Genomic DNA, 19,332 nt, shown 5'->3' on the forward strand with positions numbered 1-19,332 from the left:
TTAATACGTCAACGCACGGTATGATTTGTGCCTCTACATCTGCTCCATACAAAAGAGTAGACTAGAACTCTAGACTTCTTAAACTATTAAAAAAGAGCTCAAGATATCCAGGATATGCTCTTTGGCTTTATTGAAATAAGCATGTAGCAGACACTAAAAAGCCCAACGTTAAAGTTGGGCTTTTTAGTTAACAGGGGAATTTAACCCAAAGAAACTTTTTCTTGCATCTTTATTGTTGGCTTCTTCTTCGTCTGTGCACCAAAGAATGCCAAATTAAGAAGACTGAAGCGACCTACTGCTTTCTTGAGTGCCACCGGTAGGATAAGCCCCAACACCATACTTACTGCAAAAGTAATCCATACATCATGGATAGCTAATTTGTTAAGTACGATACGGCTACCTGCCGTTCCGAATACATGGAATAAGTAAATCTCGAAAGAGAAATAGCCCAACCACGCTAACGGTTTGAAATAAACCCGGCGAGTGATGATCATGTAGATAGCGGTAAGCCCTAAAGCAGTCCCGACATAATCCATCCCACGGTCGCTGATAGAGAGCTGATTCCATAGGTAAGCCTGATCAACAACAACCAGTACAGCCAGTATTACGGCAATAACCAATTGCTTGGGGGCAGTATTCAGTTGATCCGCGAAGCGATAAAGCCCGAGTCCCAGAAGGAAGAAGGGAAGCAACTGGATAGCTTTGTACAAGCAGAAGAAATCAGGGAACACTTCATAGTGCAAGGAGCCCACCAGCGCTATGCAAAGGATGATCAGGTAATTCCTGAAAGAAGACAGCAGGCTGAATTTCTCCATCAGAGCAATCATGACAAAGATGCAGAAAATCGACTGCAAAAACCAGAAATGGGCATAGCTGAAGAAATAGATGCTGAATATGTCGCTCCATTCTGGCTTCGTGTTGGTATTGGGTACCACCGCCTGCGATATGAAGAAGAGCGTTGAGACAACGATCATCGGAATCAGGATTCTGCGAAATTTACCCTGATAGAAACGAGGTAGGGAGCTTGCAGAGGTGACAGGCCTCAGGGCATACACGTAGCCCGAGATGGCGGTGAAGAGCGGCATGCGAATATAAACAAGCGAGTCGTAGAGATAGCGGAGAAGTGAATCATCTGCGACTTTCATGCCTTGGTCGCCCGAACTGCCAATGACGTGACCGGCTACCATTAAAAATAGCGCCAACCCCCTGATAGTTTCGATCCTTAAATCTTTTTCGGGTTTAGTAATGCTCATTAGGCGCCCTTCCTTAAATCAATACATATGATATCGCCTGGATATCAGCCACTATTAATCCACTGACCCGAGAGAATAGGCCACTAAAAGCCCTCCGGTTTTTATATTCACTCAATACTTGACTTGTATTTGAACTGAATCACTTTCTAAGTGCCCTAAGCTGACTAACGCACAGCTTTCAAGCTTGAAAGGACACAGCCGTTTTCAATGGATATTACTGTAGTTACTTGAAAACCCGTGAAATAGCGCTCTGTCAGGCCGCTTAGCAGTACTTATTTGCCAACTATCAAACTAAACGACAGAAACGATATCGTAATGATATCAATTTTTTAGTGAGTTAAGGCAGGATAAGGACAGATCAATATTCATATCGTTCGGAGTTATCTAATTTTTTTGAGTGAAACTCATTACAAAAGATAAACGGTCCTACTTTTCAGCGGCACGCATCTGCAGTCAGATTACTTTTTAACCAACCGTAACTGCAGACACGCTATGGGCATCAAGCGTTAAACAAAGGCTTTCCCATCCAGGACTGCTTTGCGCCAACGTACGATATTGACCTTTTCCGGCAGACCGACCTGACTGAAGGGATCCTGTGCCAAAAAGGCTTCAGCCTCTTCACGGGTCTCGACATCTACGATGTAGACACTTCCGCTGGCGTTTGTACCCTCATCATCAAGCTTGGCTCCACAGGCGAGAAGCTTGGCGGCATTTTCACGGAGGAAATCCAGATGCGCAGGACGATTATCCTGGCGTAATTGAGCAGTATCCGGTTTATCCCAGGTTTCGATCAAAAAAGGCATGGCGTTTTCCTTGGTTGATAGCGTCTCCCTAGCATACCTGCATGACCAAGCCCTGAGTAAAGCGTATCGATCAAAGAGGCATGTCCTTATGCCTCGCCAACCGTGTTATGCCGCGCGGAACAAAGCGTGCGGATCAATCACAAACTTCTTGGGTACGCCTGCATCAAATTCGCTATAGCCCTTGGGTGCGTCATCCAGAGTAATTACCTCGACACCTACGATGTCTGCAATCTTGATACGGTCCCACATGATGGCTTGCATTAACTGCCGGTTGTATTTCATGACAGGCGTTTGCCCGGTATGGAAGCTGTGGGATTTAGCCCAGCCGAGGCCGAAGCGAATGCTCAGGCTACCTTGTTTGGCCGCCTGGTCAGCTGCGCCGGGATCTTCTGTCACGTAGAGGCCTGGAATACCGATCTTGCCAGCCACACGTGTAACACCCATCAGTGAGTTGAGGACTGTGGCCGGCGCCTCGTGCTGCGACCCTGAATGGCCGTGCCCGCGGGCCTCGAAGCCAACCGCGTCCACGGCACAATCCACCTCCGGCTCGCCCAAGAGCGCAGCGATCTGCTCGTGTAGTGGAGTATCCTGAGACAGGTCAGCGATTTCGAAGCCTTGTGCTTTGGCATGAGCCAGACGTACCGGATTGACGTCACCCACGATGACGACCGCAGCCCCTAACAGGCGCGCTGAAGCAGCGGCGGCGAGCCCGACAGGACCTGCGCCCGCAACATAAACTGTGCTGCCTGGCCCAACGCCTGCAGTGACTGCCCCGTGATAGCCGGTAGGCAGAATATCCGAGAGGCAGGTTAGATCACGGATCTTTTCCATGGCCCGATCACGGTAAGGGAGTTTGAGTAGATTGAAATCGGCGTAGGGCACCATGACATATTCCGCTTGGCCACCTACCCAGCCGCCCATATCCACATAGCCGTAGGCGCCGCCAGCACGGGAGGGGTTTACCGAAAGGCAGACGCCGGTGTGCTGTTCCTTGCAAGTGCGGCAACGGCCACAGGCTACGTTGAAGGGGACCGAGACGAGATCACCTACTTTAAGGGTTTCCACGCCCCTGCCTGCTTCGATCACTTCGCCAGTAATTTCGTGGCCTAGTACGAGCCCTTCGGGCGCTGTAGTACGGCCGCGCACCATGTGCTGGTCGGAGCCGCAGATATTGGTAGAGACTACCCGCAGGATCACACCGTGATCAATTTGACGCCCCTGCGGCGTTTCCATTTTGGGGAAGGGAATATTCTGTACTTCGACTTTTCCAGCGCCCAGGTAGACGACGCCTCGATTGCCTGACATACGCGGTTCCTCTTGTTGTTGTAGTAAGCCCATGAGCGGGCGTTGGTTCATAAAAAGCGGTACAACAGTGAATGCTATGGGTAGCGCTACGCTTAAGCCCTTCTGCGGCGGGTATCTTGAGCGTAGAAAACGCGAGCCGAACGTCAATGAAAGCGTGCGGTGAGCGCACGGAAAGCGGCAACTTCTACTTTTGTACGGGTTATCGTTTGGACTGCTCTTGATGGGTATCGCGCGTTGCTCAACCCATCCTGCACGTCTTAATTCATCGCGCTGCCAGAGCCGACCTACAAGGCTCAACCTATCCTTGTGAGAAAAGCGTTCGTAGTGACATGAAAGGTGGCAGGCTATAGCACCACCGTCCGGTTGGCATTCAGGAAGACGCGGCGTTCCAGGTGATACCCCACGGCCTGGGCCAAGGTCAGGCATTCAATATCTCGGCCTTTGGCCACAAGGTCTTCCGGGTAATATGCATGATCAACGCTCTCTACACCCTGGGCGATGATCGGCCCTTCGTCGAGATCGTTATTGACGTAATGGGCGGTGGCACCCACCAGCTTTACCCCCTTCTGATAGGCTTGGTGATAGGGCTTGGCGCCCTTGAAGCCCGGCAGTAGGGAGTGATGGATGTTGATTGCCCAGCCATCGAGACGGCGGCACAGCTCGGGTGAAAGCACCTGCATATAGCGTGCAAGCACGACCAGCTCCGCCTGGGTATCCTGCAACACCTGCCAGACGCGGGCTTCCTGGGCGGGCTTGTCGTGGGGATCCAGCGGAAAGTGGTGGTAGGGAATGCCATGCCAGCGGGCCAGGGGTTCAAGGTCCGGGTGGTTGGAAATCACCGCGGCCACATCCATCGGCAATTGGCCGATCCGCTGGCGATAGAGCAAGTCGTTCAGGCAATGATCGGCCTTGGACACCATGATCACCACCTTTGGGCGGTAGCCCGGCGCGGTCAGCTCCATCTGCATATCGAACGGGCCCAGGGCATCGGCAAGACCGGCACGAAAGGCGTTCTCGTCGAAGGCGGCCGGCGCTTTGAACTCCACGCGGATAAAAAAGCGCGCCGCCAAGCGGTCATCAAAGGAGTGATGTTCGGTGACGTAGCACTGCTGTTCGAACAGAAAGCGGGTCACGACGTCCACGGTCCCCAGTCGGCTTGGGCTCTGGGCAGTGAGAATCCAGGTATCAGGGGTGCGGCTCATGGATAGCTACCGAATAGGTTGGATGTTGTGGGTTGAATAACCTGGGGCCAGGAACGCAGGTATCGCTGCGCCCCACGCACCTTACTGATCAAATGTATACGTTTAACCTGTGGTATCCAGCCAAATGGTTAGTTCACGGAAGGATGGGATCGATACGCACAACCCATCCTGCGTCCGTACCCTGTCAGCTGGCGATGGCCAGCCCGTATTCGGCGCTGGCGTCCTGTAACCAGAGCCAGATGTAGTCGGCGAAGCTGCGTCGAACGACCAGTTCCCACGTCTCCTCACCGGTGTGCCTGATGACCAGCTGAGATTTGGCAAATACCGTCCCGACGGCTTTACCCACCGGGAAATTGCTGGGATGAACATCGTAGGATGTAGACTTCATCAACACGCTGCGTACACCCGGCCCTGTCAGTTCATATAAGGTCTGGCCACCGCTGACATTGACGATGGAAATATGCCGATCGCCGATGGCCTCACGAAGGCTCAGCTCGGCGGTGTACTCCTCGTCCTGCGGAACGATCAGCAGCCACTCGTCCGGCCCCAACCATTGCAGGGAGGTTTCGCCTTTTACGGTCAGGCCCAAGGCGACGGGCAGCTTCAACCCCAGAACGGATTCGACCGCCCCGGTAAAACCGGTATCGCTGGCTTCTCCCCGCAGGACCAAATGGCCCCGCAGCTTTTTCTCGCGCAAGGTTACACCTGCGCTGCCGACGCTCCGGCCCGCCAGCTTGTCGAGCTCAGCATGGAACAAGGGGGATTCGGCGCGTGCAGCGCTGGTGGGACGCTGCTGGTAAACGTTCACGTTAGACATGCTGACGCTCCCCTTTCGGATCGTAGAACACGGAAGAAACAATTTCGGCTTCGACGAAGGTGCCATCCCTGAGCGCGGCGTAGACCTTTTGTCCCATCTTGCCCAGGCCGCCCTTTACGACCGCCAAGGCGAAGCCAAAGCCCATCGAGGCGCTGTAGTAGCTGGAGGTGACGTGTCCTATCATGGTCATTGGAATCGGCTGCTGGGTGTTGAACACCAGCTGTGCGCCTTCCGGCAGAACCGCCTTGGGATTGACCGGCTTGAGGCCCACCAGCTGCTTGCGGTCTGCCTTGAGGCAATCCTGCCTATTCATGCCGCGCTTACCGATAAAGGAGAACGGCTTGTTCATGCTGACGGCCCAGCCCATGCCCAAGTCCTGTGGGGTGACGGAGCCATCAGTATCCTGACCCACGATAATGAACCCCTTCTCGGCCCGCAGCACGTGCATGGTTTCGGTACCGTAGGGTGTTAGGCCGTACTTCTTGCCAGCCTCTATCAGCTGCTCCCATACGCCCATTGCATAATCGGCCTGGACGTTAATTTCGTAGGACAGCTCGCCGGTAAAGGAGATGCGGAACACCCGAGCCGGTACGCCGCCCACGGTGCCTTCCCTCCAGCTCATGAAGGGGAACGCATCCTTGTCAAGGTCGATGTCGGTCAGCTCAGCGAGCAGGTTACGGCTTTCCGGACCAGACAGGGTCATGGTCGCCCAATGGTCAGTCACGGAGGTGAAATACACTTTTAGGTCCGGCCATTCGGTCTGGTGGTAGAGCTCCAGCCATTCGAGGATACGCGCGGCGCCGCCGGTCGTGGTGGTCATCAGGAAGTGGTTGTCGGCCAGACAGGCCGTGACGCCATCGTCCATGACCATGCCATCTTCCTTGCACATCAGGCCGTAACGGGCCTTGCCGACCTCCAGCTTGGTCCAGGCATTGGTATAGACGCGGTTAAGAAATTCACGGGCGTCCGGCCCTTGAATATCGATCTTGCCGAGGGTCGAGGCATCAAGGATGCCGACCTTTTCACGTACTGCCTTGCATTCACGGGCCACAGCGGCATGCAGATCCTCTCCGGCCTTGGGGAAGTACCAGGGACGCTTCCACTGACCAACATCTTCAAACAAGGCACCCTGCTTGACGTGCCAGCCATGAAGGGCGGTGAAACGTACCGGCTCCATGAGATGGCCGCAGTGGCGACCAGCGACGGCACCGAACGTGACCGGTGTGTAGTTAGGGCGAAACATGGTAGTGCCGACTTCGGGAATCGCCTTGTTTTGTACGCGCGCGGCGATAGCGAGGCCGTTGATGTTGCCTAGCTTGCCCTGGTCGGTGCCAAAACCCAGGGCGGTGTAGCGCTTGACGTGCTCGATGGACTCGAAACCCTCACGGCACGCCAGCTCGATACCCGCTGCCGTCACGTCATTTTGCAGATCGACGAACTGCTTGGGTGCGCGGGCCGTGGATTTTTCGTGAGGCACCTGGAAGAGTGCCAGCGAGGGCTCTTCGAAGCGGTGCTCCGCCCGGGGCACTTCACCGGCTACCGGCTTCAAACCCGCCTCGCCGGCAGCCGTAGCGCCTGCTTCAAAGCCATCAGCCAGCACGTCGCCCAAGGCGAACACGCCATTCACTGCGCCAGCACAGACGCGTTTTTGCGGAGCCGGGCCCGGCACGAACGCCTGGATATCCTCGCGCCATAGAGGGCGCCCGCCCAAGTGGGATGCCAGGTGCACCACAGGGCTGTAACCACCGGATGTGGCAATCAGGTCGCAGTTCAGCCATTCACCCGGGCTGGTGGTACGGAACCCCTTGATGTCGATAGCGGCGACGCGCGCGCCGCTCACGCGCGTTGAGCCTCGGGCCTCGGTAACCGCGGCGCCGGTCAGGACGCGAATCCCCTTCGCCCTCGCTTCTTCGACCCAGGCTCCACGCGGATTCTGGCGTGCATCGGCGATAGCAACGACTTCGCGCCCTGCTTCCAGCCAGTCCAGCGCGACACGGTAGGCATAATCATTGTTGGTGGACAGCACCAGCTTTTGTCCCGGCGCGACGCCATAGCGACGTACATACGTGGAGACGGCACCTGCCACCAGGTTTCCGGGCAGGTCATTGTTGGCGTATACCAATGGACGCTCATGGGCACCACTCGCCAGAACGACACGCTTGGCGCGGACCCGGTGCACTCGATGGCGCACCTGTCCCATCGGGGCCTTTTCGCCCAGATGATCTGTGAGACGCTGGTGAATGGTTAGAAAATTATGATCGTGATAGCCGTTGACGGTTGCCCGTGATAGCAGGGTCACGTCGGGGGTGGCGTCCAGCTCTGCGATGGCCTTAGCAACCCAATCGGCGGCGGGCTGGCCATCCAGTAGCTCGCGCGTGTCGAGCAGGCTGCCGCCAAACTCTTCCTGCTCGTCAGCGAGGATGACGCGGGCTCCGCTACGTGCAGCGGCCAACGCTGCGGCCAGACCGGCAGGTCCGGCACCGACCACCAGTACGTCACAATGCTGGTTCATGTGGTCATAGCTGTCCGGGTCGATTTCGGTCGGCACACGACCCAGCCCCGCCGCCTTGCGGATGTACTTCTCATACGTCAGCCACAGGTTTTGCGGGTACATGAACGTCTTGTAGTAGAAACCGGGCGGCATCATCTTGCCGCCGACCTTGCCAAGAATGCCCATCAGGTCATTGTTCACGCTCGGCCAGCCATTGGTGCTGGCGGCTACCAGTCCCGCGTAGAGAGGTTGCTGGGTTGCGCGCACATTAGGGATTTGGGTGGCCTCGGTAGAGCCGATCTGCATGATGGCATTGGGCTCTTCAGCCCCGGCGGCCACGATGCCGCGCGGGCGGGAATATTTGAAACTGCGCCCGATGACGTCGACACCATTGGCCAACAGGGCCGACGCCAGCGTATCGCCAGCAAAGCCCTGGTAGCGCTGGCCATTGAAGGTAAAGGTCAACGGCTGGCGACGATCGATCCGGCCACCGTGGGTAAGGCGATTGACCTGACTCATACGGTTTCTCCTTCGATAGCCTTGGCCACCACGACCGGCTTGCCGTTTACCTGTGGTTGCTCGCCAATCTTGTACGTTTCGAGAATCTCGTAGGTTTCCGTATTGCGGGTCACGTTGAAATAGCGGCGGCACCCGGTAGCGTGAACCCACAGTTCATGGTGGATACCGCGTGGGTTGTCGCGGAAAAACATGTAGTCGCCCCACTCCGCATCGGTGCAATTGTCCGGGTCCAGCGGGCGCGGGATATGCGCCTGGCCTGCCGCATGAAATTCCTCTTCGGAGCGCAGTTCCCCACAGTGAGGGCATTGGATGTGCAACATGATCAGGGCTCCTTAATGCGCGACAGCCGCCGCGCCATGCTCATCGATGAGCGCGCCGGTATGGAAACGGTCGATGGAGAACGGAACCGCCAACGGGTGCATGTCCCCTTTGGCGAGCGAAGCGGCGAAGACGTTGCCGGAGCCGGGGGTAGCCTTGAACCCACCAGTGCCCCAGCCACAGTTGAAAAACAGGTTTTCTACCGGCGTCTTGGAGATGATCGGACAGGCATCAGGCGTGGTGTCGACGATGCCTCCCCACTGGCGATTCATCCGCACACGGGAGAGGATTGGGAACATCTCGACGATGGCTTGCAGGGTGTGTTCGATGACCGGATATGAGCCGCGCTGACCATAGCCGACATAGCTATCGATACCGGCGCCGATCACCAGATCGCCCTTGTCCGACTGACTGATATAGCCATGGACTGCATTGGACATGATCACGCTGTCGATCACCGGCTTGAGCGGCTCGGACACTAGTGCCTGCAAGGGATGGGATTCTACCGGCAGACGAAAACCGGCTAGCTTGGCCATGTGCCCGGAGTTGCCGGCTGTAACGACGCCAACACGCTTGGCGCCAATGAAGCCCTTATTGGTCTCGACGCCAATAACTGCGCCATTTTCCTTACGAAAGCCAATGACCTCGGTGTTCTGGATCAGGTCTACGCCCAGTGCATCAGCTGCGCGGGCAAAACCCCAGGCCACCGCATCGTGACGGGCCACCCCGCCCCGGCGTTGTACCGTCGCGCCCATGATTGGGTAACGGGTGTTCTTGCTGCAGTCGAGGTAAGGCACTTCTTCAGCCACCTGTTTGGCGTCGAGCAGTTCACCGTCTACGCCATTCAGGCGGTTGGCACTGACGCGGCGCTCGGCCTCGCGCATGTCCTGCAACGTATGGCACAGGTTGTAGACGCCGCGCTGCGAAAACATGACGTTATAGTTCAGGTCCTGCGAGAGCCCTTCCCATAGCTTCATCGCATGCTCATACAAGTGAGCCGATTCGTCCCACAGGTAGTTGGACCGTACGATGGTGGTGTTGCGCGCGGTATTGCCGCCGCCCAGCCAGCCCTTTTCGATCACCGCAACGTTTTTGACGCCATGTTCCTTGGCCAGATAATAGGCCGTTGCCAGACCATGACCACCGCCGCCTACGACAATTACGTCATACACCGGCTTGGGGGTTGGCGTGCGCCACATGCGTTGCCAGTTTTCATGATGGCTGAGGGAATGCTTGAGAAGGCCGAAACCGGAATAGCGCTGCATCTGTTTGACTCCTGAACCTGTCCCCACGCATGAATGAGGATTTTCGTAGGGTGGCCTATGGCTAGCTGACTCAATCGAACAGGGGTGGGTTACGCGCCTGCCAACCTACCTTATGAAGGGCTAATTAGCGGTAGACGGGATAATCCGCGCAGAGCCCGGCTACACGCTCAGCCACATGCGCCTCCACATCGGCATCGCCCAGGTGATCGAGGATGTCGCAGATCCACCCAGCCAGCTCCTGGCACTGGGCCACACCCAGTCCACGTGTGGTCACGGCCGGGGTGCCGATTCGCAGGCCGGAGGTCACGAAGGGCGACTGAGGATCATTGGGCACGGCGTTCTTGTTGACCGTGATACCGGCGCGCCCCAGGGCGGCGTCGGCATCCTTGCCTGTCATGCCCTGCTTGATCAGGCTGACCAGGAACAGATGATTATCCGTCCCGCCGGAGACCACGTCATAGCCGCGCTTGATAAACACCGCGGCCATGGCCTGGGCATTGTGGATGACCTGCTGCTGATAGGCCTTGAACCCAGGCTCCAGCGCCTCCTTGAAGCACACCGCTTTGGCTGCGATCACATGCATCAGCGGGCCGCCCTGGCCTCCCGGGAAGACGGCGGAATTGAATTTTTTCTCCAGCTCCTCGTTGGCTTTCGCCAGAATCAGCCCACCGCGAGGGCCACGCAGGGTCTTGTGGGTTGTAGTGGTGACCACATCGGCAAACGGGATGGGATTAGGGTACAGGCCCGCCGCAACCAGCCCCGCCACATGAGCCATGTCAACGAACAGATAGGCACCGACCTTATCGGCAATCTCACGGAAACGTGGAAAATCGAGCGTTTTCGAGTAGGCGGAAAAACCGGCAATGATCATTTTCGGCTGATGCTCGACGGCCAGGCGCTCAATCTCGTCATAATCGATCAGGCCTGTGGCGGGATTCAGTCCGTATTGCACCGCGTTATAGAGCTTTCCGGAAAAGCTGACCTTGGCACCATGGGTCAGGTGTCCCCCATGAGCCAGACTCATGCCCAGCACTGTGTCACCCGCTTGCAGCAAAGCCAGGAAGACCGCCGCGTTGGCCTGGGAGCCAGAGTGCGGCTGAACATTGGCATAGTCGGCACCAAAGAGCTGCTTGGCCCGCTCGATGGCCAACTGCTCGACCTTATCGACGAACTCGCAACCACCGTAGTAGCGCTTGCCCGGGTAGCCTTCGGCATATTTGTTGGTCAGCCCGCTGCCCTGCGCTTCCATCACCCGCTGGCTGGTGTAGTTCTCTGAGGCGATCAATTCGATGTGGGCTTCCTGGCGGCGCTCTTCCTCACTCATCGCGGCGAACAAGGCGTCGTCGTAACCCTGGATGCGGTCTTGCTTGGTAAACATCGTGTCTCTCCTGCAGCGCAGCGGAAGGCCGATATGGCCATCAATGGCTGTTCCCTAGAGATGATGGTAGGGCTGGGGCTGTACAGCGGAATGCCTGTTCACGCCACAAGACGGTGCGTTTGCGACATTGCCTTTATGTTCATGATTTGAAAGGCGCTGATCGCTTTCAAATTGCCGTTAGGGCGCCATCCGATTTATAGGTCAACATTGATCACACCACCGGAGCTAAAGCGCCCTTCTCCTAAGCCTCAACAAAGGATATTCAGGTGGGCTCTTAAGATCGCTAGGGACGTCCGGATGCATACAAGAAACGGATGCGGCCATTGCCCATAACAAGACATCTTTTAATGGGGCCTACGTTACTGCCGATACGATAGCCAACAGGCCTAGGGGGCCTGCTTGTGTTGATGAGCAGGATGCTCAAGGGGTGGACGACTGGTGGATGAGGCTTGCCCTTGGGCGTTGAGCTGGCTGATCTGACGATCCTGCAACCGCGAGCAGGTTACGAGGGCCACGGTGGCGCCGATCAGTGCATAAAACATGTCGGACTGGGTATCCCATTCATAGCCTTGCGTCCCCAGAAACTCTTCCGCGCCCTGGCCCAGCGCCAGCGCGGCCCACCACTCGATCATCTCGTAGACGGCGCTTACCGCCACGGCTACACAGCCGGAAAGAAACGCCAACATCTTATAGCCAGACACATGCCGCCCACGGATCAGGATTTCCCGAGCCAGCAGACAAGGCACAAAACCTTGCATGAAGTGGCCGAGTTTGTCGTAGGGGTTGCGGTCCATGTCGAGCCAGTCCTGAATCCAACCGCCCAAGGGTACGCGGGCGTAGCTGTAGGCGCCGCCCGCGATCAGGCCCAGCGCGTGAATGGTAATCAGGATGTACAGCAGCGGCGTAAGGCTGAAACGCTCATGCGTTGTGATCAGGAGCGGCAGCACAATTAGCACTGGAAAGATTTCCATCAGCCATGTCGTGCGGTCATAGGGTGCGATGCCGGAGGCGACCAGTGCCGCACAGACGATGAGGACGAGCGATCGAAGCAGCCATTTATGTTGAGTCATTCCATCCGCCTTACGTCTTTCTGCAGTCAGGCCAGTCTGCGAGAAGCAGACCGCATTACAGGACGGTAGACCGCAGGGAGCCTCCGTTGGGTCGGTGGCAGACTCAATTCGTTACGTTACGTTTATACCTTGCGCCAGACCGACGCCAGCCAGGGCTGCTGGTCCCGAGGCAAGCCGGCAGGCCGGTAATAATGCTCCAGTTCGGCGAATCCTGCGTCAGTCAGATAACGCTTCCAGCTTTCGAAGTCGTGGTATGCACCATAGCGTCGACCATTCCAGCCTTCGCGGTTGTCACCTCGCGGATTGGAGCTGAACAACACGCCACGCGGCTTGAGTGTGGTATGCAACGCCTTGAGTATGCGTGGCAACTCGCTGAACGGGACATGAAATAGCGTGGCGTTGGCAAATACCCCATCGAAATGCCCTAGAGGAAGATCCAGGGCAAGAAAGTTCTGATGCCAGACCTCGCATCCCGAATCAGCGCGGGCCATGGCCACGAACTCGGCGGATCCATCGATCCCGACAGGGGAATGCCCTAGCTGTGTAAAAGTCTTCAAGTCCCGGCCGGGACCGCAGCCAAAATCCAGAATACGCTGCGGTGCTTCACCCTCCAAATGCCTGAGTAGCGCCTCGATATTCTGGCTGACATCATGATCGCGTGTGCCCTCGCGAAAACGCTCGGCCGTCTGATCATAGTCCACCAGCGTCAGGGCAGTGATCTTTTCGAGTTCATCAGGCAAGGTCATGGTGTTGTCCGGTTCAATCAACGGTCTCGTTTAAACGCCGCTTCCAGCGCATCGTTGATGGTACGCAATACCTTAACCCGAGCGAAGCGCTTGTCGTTGGCTTCGATAAGGGTCCAAGGCGCAATTTCGGTACTGTTACGCGCCACCATGTCCTCGACGGCTGCGCTATACAGGTCCCACTTATCACGATTGCGCCAGTCTTCCTCAGTGATCTTAAAGCGCTTGAAAGGCGTTTCTTCCCGCTCTTTGAAACGCTTGAGCTGCGTGTCCGAGTCAATGGCCAGCCAAAACTTGACGAGCACAATACCGGCATCTGTCAGCTGCTCTTCGAAATCATTGATCTCGCTATAGGCCCTGAGCCAGTCCGCTTCGCTGGCAAACCCTTCTACTCGCTCCACCAGCACACGGCCATACCAGGATCGATCAAAGACCGTAAAGCCTCCCAACCGTGGAATGTGCCGCCAGAAGCGCCATAAATAGGGTTGTGCACGCTCCTCCTCGGAAGGTGCGGCAATCGGAATAATGCGATATTGCCGAGGATCGAGTGCGCCGGTTACCCGGCGGATCGTACTGCCTTTGCCGGCCGCATCATTCCCTTCGAACACGGCAACCAGCGCATGACGCTTGAAGCGCTTGTCCCGCACAAGCCCTGCCAGACGCGCCTGTTCGGCAATCAGCTGCTCCTTGTAATCGTCTTTACTGAGCGACTGGGACATATCCAGGCTGCTCAACACCCCACGCCCGTCGAGGTTGGGCGGCAGCGGTGCGGTATGCGAGCTGCGGGACGGCTTTGCGTCTCGCTCAAGCGCGGCGTTTAGTGCCTCCAGCAGTATGTTACCTACCATCAGGCTGCGGTAATTCTCGTCATAGCCGGCCACTACATACCAAGGCGCGTAATCACGGCTGGTGCGCCGCAACACGTGTTCACCGTGCTCAACGAACTTGTCGTAGGTACGGGACTGTTGCCAGTCCAGAGGGCTGATCCGCCAGCTGTGCAGCGGATCGTCTTTGAGGAGCTTGAGACGATGCTTGAGCTGTTTTTTGGACAGGTGAAACCAGAACTTCAGGATCAGGGCGCCTTCATCGCTGAGCATGCGCTCCAGACGCTCGGCCTCGCCGATGCCCTCCTCCAGTTCGGCTGACTTGATGCGCTTTTCCACGCGCCCATGCAGGAGCTGGCTGTACCAGTTGCCAAAGAAGATACCGATCCGTCCCTTGGGTGGCAGGCGCTGCCAGTAACGCCAGGCAGGCGGACGCAGATGCTCATCTTCAGTGCGTTCAAGAAAGGACTCAACCTGAATCAGGCGGGGGTCCATCCATTCGCTCAACAACTTGACCGTTTCGCCCTTGCCCGCCCCTTCTACACCATTGATCAACAGGATGACCGGAAACCGACCCTGCTCCTTGAGTTTATACTGCGCGTCCAACAGCGCCTGACGCAGCTTTGGCACAGCCGCTTCGTAGGTTTCCTTGTCAATAACATGATCGGTTTCGGCGGATTCAAACATGCGGCTCTCCCCTGTCAGCCCAGCCCTTCAAGCGCGTATTGCACAGTAATTGTTCTGTATTGGAACCCAAGCGATGCGGGTCGTTCGGCTCAATTGAATGCTACTTTAACGAGTCTATCGACTCATACCCCAAGACACCGTAATTACCGGACGCTCCATGAAAGAACACATCACGCCTTTTCAACTGCTGATACTGGTCCTGTCATTCTATGTACTGGGCTCATTGGTGGCGGACCTGTTTTTTGCCCTGCCCCCCGAAGTCTCTGAGTTGCTGGGCTACCTGGATAACGGGGTCTGCGTATTCTTCTTCATCGATTTCTGCTTACGCTTTCACGCAGCGCCTAATAAATGGCATTTCATGCGCTGGGGCTGGTTGGATTTGCTGGCATGTATTCCTGCAGCAGGCTTTCAGGGGGCCAAGCTGGTTCGCGTGGTTCAGATCCTGCGCATCCTTCGCGCGATCAAATCGCTGGCCATGATCTGGCGGCTACTGTTCCGTAATCGTGCTGAAGGCATTGTTGCTTCGGCAGCCACGGCAACATTGCTTCTGGTGGCCTTTGGCGCCATTACGATGCTCATGGTCGAAGCGCCTAACCCCGAAAGCTCCATCAATACAGCTGAAGAGGCTCTTTGGTGGGCCTTCGTAACGGTCACAACCGTGGGCTATGGCGACTTTTATCCCGTTACCACCCTGGGCCGCGTCGTGGCCGTCATGCTGATGGTGGGGGGTGTAGGTTTGTTTGGTAGTTTTGCGGCGTACATCGGCTCGCTGGTTCTGAGTGACAAAGATGAGCAGGACGCCCACGAGCAGAATGCTGACCGCGAGATGATGCGCACCCTGATGGCAAAGGTGGACATGCTGCACGAAGAAGTAAGAGGCCTGCGCCAGGAGCTGAACGCCATTCAGCCAACCGATATGCAGGTATCCAGCAAAGAAAAGTAATACTATTCAAGCATGAATCGACGGCGCCTCGAATGCTGAATCAGAACAGGCGCCCGCTTAGCTGGTATCTGCTTTACGAGGCTTTGGCCCAAGCGCCAGATCATACGAAACCTGATCTGTCGCACGCTCTACGACCGAACTAATCCTTCTCTTTCCCACTCCTCTTTTACTGAACCCACCGCTTGGCTGGCGCGAAGCACGCAGACAAATGTTTCAGTAATGTCAGGCTTATATGACAATTTGATGAAGATTGATTGACGCCACTGGTTCGCCAGCAACGCCCCCGATACTCTCGGAGGCGATATGCTCAGCTGAGCACCTAAGTCCTTACAGGAGAGGGAAATGTCGTTTCGTATTCAAGCGCGTAAGCGGGTTGATGATGAGATCCGCCGTGTAGTGATTGAACGGATAGAGAGAGCCCAGGAATCCTTGAACGCAGGCTCGGCCAAGGGTGTGCATAACGCCCGTAAGCGGCTGAAGGAAATACGCGCTGTGCTTAGACTGGTACGCGAGCCGTTAGGCAAAAAAGTTTTCACAGCCCAGAATATTCGCTTCCGTGATCTTGGCCAGGGCCTGTCAAGTCTGCGTGATGCTACCGCCGTCATTGAAAGTTGGGATGCGCTGACGGAAGAAAACCGCAAGCGCTTCAACTCACCGGCCATGAAGCGTGTCAGAGGCCGTCTCGTCGAGCGGGCTGAAAAGACGTCCCAGAGTGAGACGGCCGGCTCCCACGCTGACCTCGTTGTAGCGCTGGAAGAGGCCAAGCACAAGGTTTCCGGTTGGAAGTTGAAAGGTAAAGATTTCAGCCTGCTGGAAAGCGGAATCCTCAAGACCTACAAAGATGGCCGGGCGGCACTCAAGGTTGTCCAAAACAATGCAACCGACGAAACCCTGCACGAGTGGCGCAAGCGTGTGAAGGATCATTGGTATCATACCCAGCTGCTGATGGATGCCTGGCCGGAACACTTCAAGTCACGCCAGAAGTGCCTGGAAAAACTCTCCGCCTACCTGGGCGATGACCATGACCTGGCCGTCATGCAACTCCTGCTTGAGCAGGAACCTGAATTATTTGGTGCACTCAGCACCCGCCAGGCTATTAACGAAAGCATTCTTGCCCATCGGATTCAGTTGCAGGCCAAGGCGCTGGAACTGGGGCAGCGCATTTATGTGGATAAACCGGCTGCGCTATTGGAACACTGGGAAAACCTGTGGAACGTTACGGCTGCACCGGAAAAGTCCAAAAAAGCCAAGAAGCATAAGCCAGCCGGTCTCTTACCCTACCTGGTTGAGCCAGTCTCGGCATAATCGAGTTAACCCTTCCGATCGGGCCGAGGCAGCGAGTAGCTGCTTTAGCCCGAGCTAGACACTCTCCTGCCCTCTTCTGCAAATTTCGCAACATTAATGAGCAGATTTCCTTCAATTGTGCTTGGAACTTGTCTTTATCGGTGCGCTTCGAAGCTAGTGTTCAGAGCGCGATCTCCGGTTTAGCACGTGAAGGGGCGATAGCGCATACCCCTTTTTGATCTTGCAAAACTGATTGATTGTTCACGGCTCAGAACATTTAGTGCATGACGCATGCTGGACAAGACGTGCCAGCCCGTGCGGCGGCCATCCCCCCTATTCCTTTGAGGTATGTGCCATGAAAGCGAAACACATGATTGCAGGTTTATTGCTGTCGGTTGCCGGCACCGGCTTTGCCTGGGCCGATCAACCCGGTTCGGACTGGATGCCCAAGAAAGAGGTCGAGGCCAAGATCATCGAAAGCGGATACACCGCTGTCAGCCGCCTGGATGCCGAAAATGGCGAATGGGTAGGCAAGGGCCTCAAGCTCAATTCGGAGAAATATCGTTTCCGCGCTGATCCACGCACCGGCAACATCATTCAGGAAGAAATCGATCGTGAAGAAGTAGGCCGCAAGACGATCGATTGATCTGCTGCTCGCCAGCCCTGCTTGAGACCCCAGTCTTGATGCAGGGCTGAGACTTGTCTCTAGCCGCTCTCTTCACGAGGCGTATTCCTCTCATGGAAAGCTCAGAAACCGTAAGCGCTGCAAGCCTGGCTACTGCAACAGCAAAGGGTAGCGCTCCAACTCCACTCCGCTACCCATTCAGTGATTTGAAAGGGTACTAAGCCGGAGGATGGACTCGGTCGCGTCCGGCGGCCTTCGCAGCATAAAGCGCCTCATCAGCCGACTTGATCAGATGCTGGCTGCTCGCCCCGCGCCCCTTGGGTACACAACTGAAGACACCCGCACTAATCGTAACGATACGGCCATTTTCATTACCCTCGTGCAGGATTGCCAGATTACGAACGGCGTTTAACATGTTTTCCGCTACCCGATGAGTGCCTGCATCGTCCGTACCGGGGAGCAGCACTGTAATCTCCTCACCGCCATAGCGCACCGCCAGATCAACGGCGCGCCGGGTACAGGACAGTACCGCCTCGGCCACAGCCTTGAGGCATTCGTCCCCTGCCGGATGGCCATACAAGTCGTTGTAGCGCTTGAAGTGATCGATATCGATCATGATGATGCCAAGCGGTGACTGCGTGCGCCGAGCGCGGCTGATTTCGGCCTTGAGGGCCATCTCGAACTGGCGCCGGTTCGCAAGCCCCGTGAGGCTATCCTCCATGGCCATTTTTTCTAATGCATGGTGTGACTCACGCAGCGCCCGCTCCGCCTCCAGGTCGATTCGGATCTGCCTGATCAGGGCCAGACCAAACCCTGCAACCGCAATGAGGAGGATGCCAGAGATGAAGGATCGACTCATGTCCTTATACCAGGACGCCAGTGCCGCCTCCTTAGAGACAGCCGCCATGACGACCAAGGGGTATTTGTCCAGCTTGCGGTAGGCCGACATCCGCTCGACCCCATCCACAATGGATTTCACCATGCCCGTCCCGGCAGATGAAGCCGGCAACAGTTCACTAAAGATGCGTCCCTTGGCCAGGCTCTTGCCGATCAGGGCTTCGTCAAAGGGACGGCGAATCAGAATGGTTCCATCATGGAGTGCAAGAAAGATAGCCCCCTGCTGATCGGTGTCGAAGTCATCATAGAAACGGTTGAAATACTCGACCCTAAGCGTCGCCAATGCGACCCCAGCAAAGCGCCCATCCGGGCGGTTGATCCGCCGGGAGACAGGGATCACCAGTTCATTGGTAGTACGGCTACGAATGACTGGCCCAATGTGTGGGCCCAGGTCTTTGTGGGTACGGTGATAAGCGAAATATTCCCGATCACCATTATTTATATTTACCGGATCTTGAGCATTCGAGGTAACAATCCAGCGCCCGTCCTGGTCGTAGATGAACAATCCGTGTAGCTGTGGCAGTGCATGGATCCGATCCTGCAACCAAGCCTTCATGCGGGCCCGGTTAGTACCTTCGATGCCATCCCAGGCCAGTCGCTCGGCGATGCCGGCCAGAACGATATCGACTTCTTCAACCGTATCATCGGCATGTTGCGCCAAGGAACGCGCCAGGTTGGAGGTTGTGACCTCAGCCTCCTGGAGCCGCTCGGTTCGCCCCCGCAAGGCCTGCCAGATATCCAGGGAGAAGATGGATAGGCAGACGAGAATCACGAAGCCGAGCGCGAGACGCTGCGATGGCCATCGACTGGCCCTCCTCGATATCTCGTGGGGGTCTGGCATGCTTGCTATCCTTATGATCTTCTTGTCGCGGCGACTAGACTCGCCGCTGTGCTCCAATCATAGCCAA

Annotated in this window: 16 protein-coding genes; 3 read left to right on the forward strand and 13 right to left on the reverse strand. The window is 56.4% G+C overall.

Going from position 1 to position 19,332, the window contains the following annotated elements:
• Positions 1 to 200: 200 nt before the first annotated feature.
• From IEX86_RS17810 to pap, 12 genes are all read right to left on the reverse strand, one after another.
• Positions 201 to 1,253 carry an acyltransferase family protein gene (locus IEX86_RS17810; protein WP_188867479.1) on the reverse strand — a complete coding sequence of 351 codons (1,053 nt, stop codon included), beginning with the start codon at positions 1,251 to 1,253 and terminating at the stop codon, positions 201 to 203.
• Positions 1,254 to 1,759: 506 nt separating this feature from the next.
• Positions 1,760 to 2,056, reverse strand: coding sequence for a YciI family protein (locus IEX86_RS17815; protein WP_188867480.1), 297 nt, complete (start codon positions 2,054 to 2,056; stop codon positions 1,760 to 1,762).
• 105 nt (positions 2,057 to 2,161) lie between these two features.
• Positions 2,162 to 3,361: a formaldehyde dehydrogenase, glutathione-independent gene (gene fdhA, locus IEX86_RS17820; protein ID WP_188867481.1), complete on the reverse strand. Its 1,200-nt coding sequence runs from the start codon at positions 3,359 to 3,361 to the stop codon at positions 2,162 to 2,164.
• Between the two features lie 344 nt (positions 3,362 to 3,705).
• Entirely contained in the window at positions 3,706 to 4,563 is an 858-nt protein-coding gene (gene purU / locus IEX86_RS17825; protein WP_188867482.1) for a formyltetrahydrofolate deformylase, read from the reverse strand.
• 184 nt (positions 4,564 to 4,747) lie between these two features.
• Entirely contained in the window at positions 4,748 to 5,380 is a 633-nt protein-coding gene (locus IEX86_RS17830; RefSeq protein WP_188867483.1) for a sarcosine oxidase subunit gamma, read from the reverse strand.
• Positions 5,373 to 8,390 (reverse strand): sarcosine oxidase subunit alpha, encoded by a 3,018-nt coding sequence (locus tag IEX86_RS17835; protein ID WP_188867484.1) that lies wholly within the window; start codon positions 8,388 to 8,390, stop codon positions 5,373 to 5,375. Before IEX86_RS17835 ends, IEX86_RS17830 begins: the two co-directional genes overlap by 8 nt.
• Complete coding sequence (locus IEX86_RS17840) at positions 8,387 to 8,710, reverse strand: sarcosine oxidase subunit delta (protein ID WP_188867485.1); 324 nt, start codon at positions 8,708 to 8,710, stop codon at positions 8,387 to 8,389. The genes IEX86_RS17835 and IEX86_RS17840 overlap by 4 nt, the downstream gene beginning before the upstream one ends.
• Before the next feature lie 12 nt (positions 8,711 to 8,722).
• A complete protein-coding gene (locus tag IEX86_RS17845) occupies positions 8,723 to 9,973 on the reverse strand; it encodes a sarcosine oxidase subunit beta family protein (RefSeq protein ID WP_188867486.1) in 1,251 nt (416 codons plus the stop codon).
• A 124-nt stretch (positions 9,974 to 10,097) separates the two neighbouring features.
• Positions 10,098 to 11,351 (reverse strand): serine hydroxymethyltransferase, encoded by a 1,254-nt coding sequence (glyA, locus tag IEX86_RS17850; protein WP_188867487.1) that lies wholly within the window; start codon positions 11,349 to 11,351, stop codon positions 10,098 to 10,100.
• Between the two features lie 386 nt (positions 11,352 to 11,737).
• Positions 11,738 to 12,421, reverse strand: coding sequence for a DUF2238 domain-containing protein (locus IEX86_RS17855; protein WP_188867488.1), 684 nt, complete (start codon positions 12,419 to 12,421; stop codon positions 11,738 to 11,740).
• 122 nt (positions 12,422 to 12,543) lie between these two features.
• Positions 12,544 to 13,167: a class I SAM-dependent methyltransferase gene (locus tag IEX86_RS17860; protein WP_188867489.1), complete on the reverse strand. Its 624-nt coding sequence runs from the start codon at positions 13,165 to 13,167 to the stop codon at positions 12,544 to 12,546.
• 17 nt (positions 13,168 to 13,184) lie between these two features.
• Positions 13,185 to 14,675: a polyphosphate:AMP phosphotransferase gene (pap, locus tag IEX86_RS17865; protein WP_188867490.1), complete on the reverse strand. Its 1,491-nt coding sequence runs from the start codon at positions 14,673 to 14,675 to the stop codon at positions 13,185 to 13,187.
• 157 nt (positions 14,676 to 14,832) lie between these two features.
• On the opposite strand from pap, the gene IEX86_RS17870 reads away from it, so the two are divergent.
• The 3 genes from IEX86_RS17870 to IEX86_RS17880 all read left to right on the forward strand — a co-directional run bounded on the left by IEX86_RS17870 (position 14,833) and on the right by IEX86_RS17880 (position 17,548).
• Positions 14,833 to 15,618 carry an ion transporter gene (locus IEX86_RS17870; protein WP_188867491.1) on the forward strand — a complete coding sequence of 262 codons (786 nt, stop codon included), beginning with the start codon at positions 14,833 to 14,835 and terminating at the stop codon, positions 15,616 to 15,618.
• A 342-nt stretch (positions 15,619 to 15,960) separates the two neighbouring features.
• On the forward strand, positions 15,961 to 16,923 hold the full coding sequence (locus tag IEX86_RS17875) for a CHAD domain-containing protein (protein ID WP_188867492.1): 963 nt from the start codon (positions 15,961 to 15,963) through the stop codon (positions 16,921 to 16,923).
• 334 nt (positions 16,924 to 17,257) lie between these two features.
• On the forward strand, positions 17,258 to 17,548 hold the full coding sequence (locus IEX86_RS17880; protein ID WP_188867493.1) for a PepSY domain-containing protein: 291 nt from the start codon (positions 17,258 to 17,260) through the stop codon (positions 17,546 to 17,548).
• A 196-nt stretch (positions 17,549 to 17,744) separates the two neighbouring features.
• Here IEX86_RS17880 and IEX86_RS17885 read toward each other — a convergent pair whose 3' ends face one another.
• Positions 17,745 to 19,265 (reverse strand): sensor domain-containing diguanylate cyclase, encoded by a 1,521-nt coding sequence (locus IEX86_RS17885; protein ID WP_188867494.1) that lies wholly within the window; start codon positions 19,263 to 19,265, stop codon positions 17,745 to 17,747.
• Positions 19,266 to 19,332 lie beyond the last annotated feature (67 nt).

Origin of the sequence: Pseudomonas asuensis (assembly GCF_014646755.1) — a bacterium.
Taxonomy (GTDB): Bacteria; Pseudomonadota; Gammaproteobacteria; order Pseudomonadales; family Pseudomonadaceae; genus Chryseomonas; species Chryseomonas asuensis.

Excerpts from the sequence above, each read along its gene's own strand:
- IEX86_RS17880 (WP_188867493.1), top strand. The coding sequence starts at position 17,258 with ATGAAAGCGAAACACATGATTGCAGGTTTATTGCTGTCGGTTGCCGGC.
- IEX86_RS17855 (WP_188867488.1), bottom strand. The coding sequence starts at position 12,421 with ATGACTCAACATAAATGGCTGCTTCGATCGCTCGTCCTCATCGTCTGT.
- IEX86_RS17835 (WP_188867484.1), bottom strand. The coding sequence starts at position 8,390 with ATGAGTCAGGTCAATCGCCTTACCCACGGTGGCCGGATCGATCGTCGC.
- IEX86_RS17885 (WP_188867494.1), bottom strand. The coding sequence starts at position 19,265 with ATGCCAGACCCCCACGAGATATCGAGGAGGGCCAGTCGATGGCCATCG.
- pap (WP_188867490.1), bottom strand. The coding sequence starts at position 14,675 with ATGTTTGAATCCGCCGAAACCGATCATGTTATTGACAAGGAAACCTAC.
- IEX86_RS17875 (WP_188867492.1), top strand. The coding sequence starts at position 15,961 with ATGTCGTTTCGTATTCAAGCGCGTAAGCGGGTTGATGATGAGATCCGC.
- glyA (WP_188867487.1), bottom strand. The coding sequence starts at position 11,351 with ATGTTTACCAAGCAAGACCGCATCCAGGGTTACGACGACGCCTTGTTC.
- IEX86_RS17860 (WP_188867489.1), bottom strand. The coding sequence starts at position 13,167 with ATGACCTTGCCTGATGAACTCGAAAAGATCACTGCCCTGACGCTGGTG.
- IEX86_RS17810 (WP_188867479.1), bottom strand. The coding sequence starts at position 1,253 with ATGAGCATTACTAAACCCGAAAAAGATTTAAGGATCGAAACTATCAGG.
- fdhA (WP_188867481.1), bottom strand. The coding sequence starts at position 3,361 with ATGTCAGGCAATCGAGGCGTCGTCTACCTGGGCGCTGGAAAAGTCGAA.
- IEX86_RS17845 (WP_188867486.1), bottom strand. The coding sequence starts at position 9,973 with ATGCAGCGCTATTCCGGTTTCGGCCTTCTCAAGCATTCCCTCAGCCAT.
- purU (WP_188867482.1), bottom strand. The coding sequence starts at position 4,563 with ATGAGCCGCACCCCTGATACCTGGATTCTCACTGCCCAGAGCCCAAGC.
- IEX86_RS17870 (WP_188867491.1), top strand. The coding sequence starts at position 14,833 with ATGAAAGAACACATCACGCCTTTTCAACTGCTGATACTGGTCCTGTCA.
- IEX86_RS17830 (WP_188867483.1), bottom strand. The coding sequence starts at position 5,380 with ATGTCTAACGTGAACGTTTACCAGCAGCGTCCCACCAGCGCTGCACGC.
- IEX86_RS17840 (WP_188867485.1), bottom strand. The coding sequence starts at position 8,710 with ATGTTGCACATCCAATGCCCTCACTGTGGGGAACTGCGCTCCGAAGAG.
- IEX86_RS17815 (WP_188867480.1), bottom strand. The coding sequence starts at position 2,056 with ATGCCTTTTTTGATCGAAACCTGGGATAAACCGGATACTGCTCAATTA.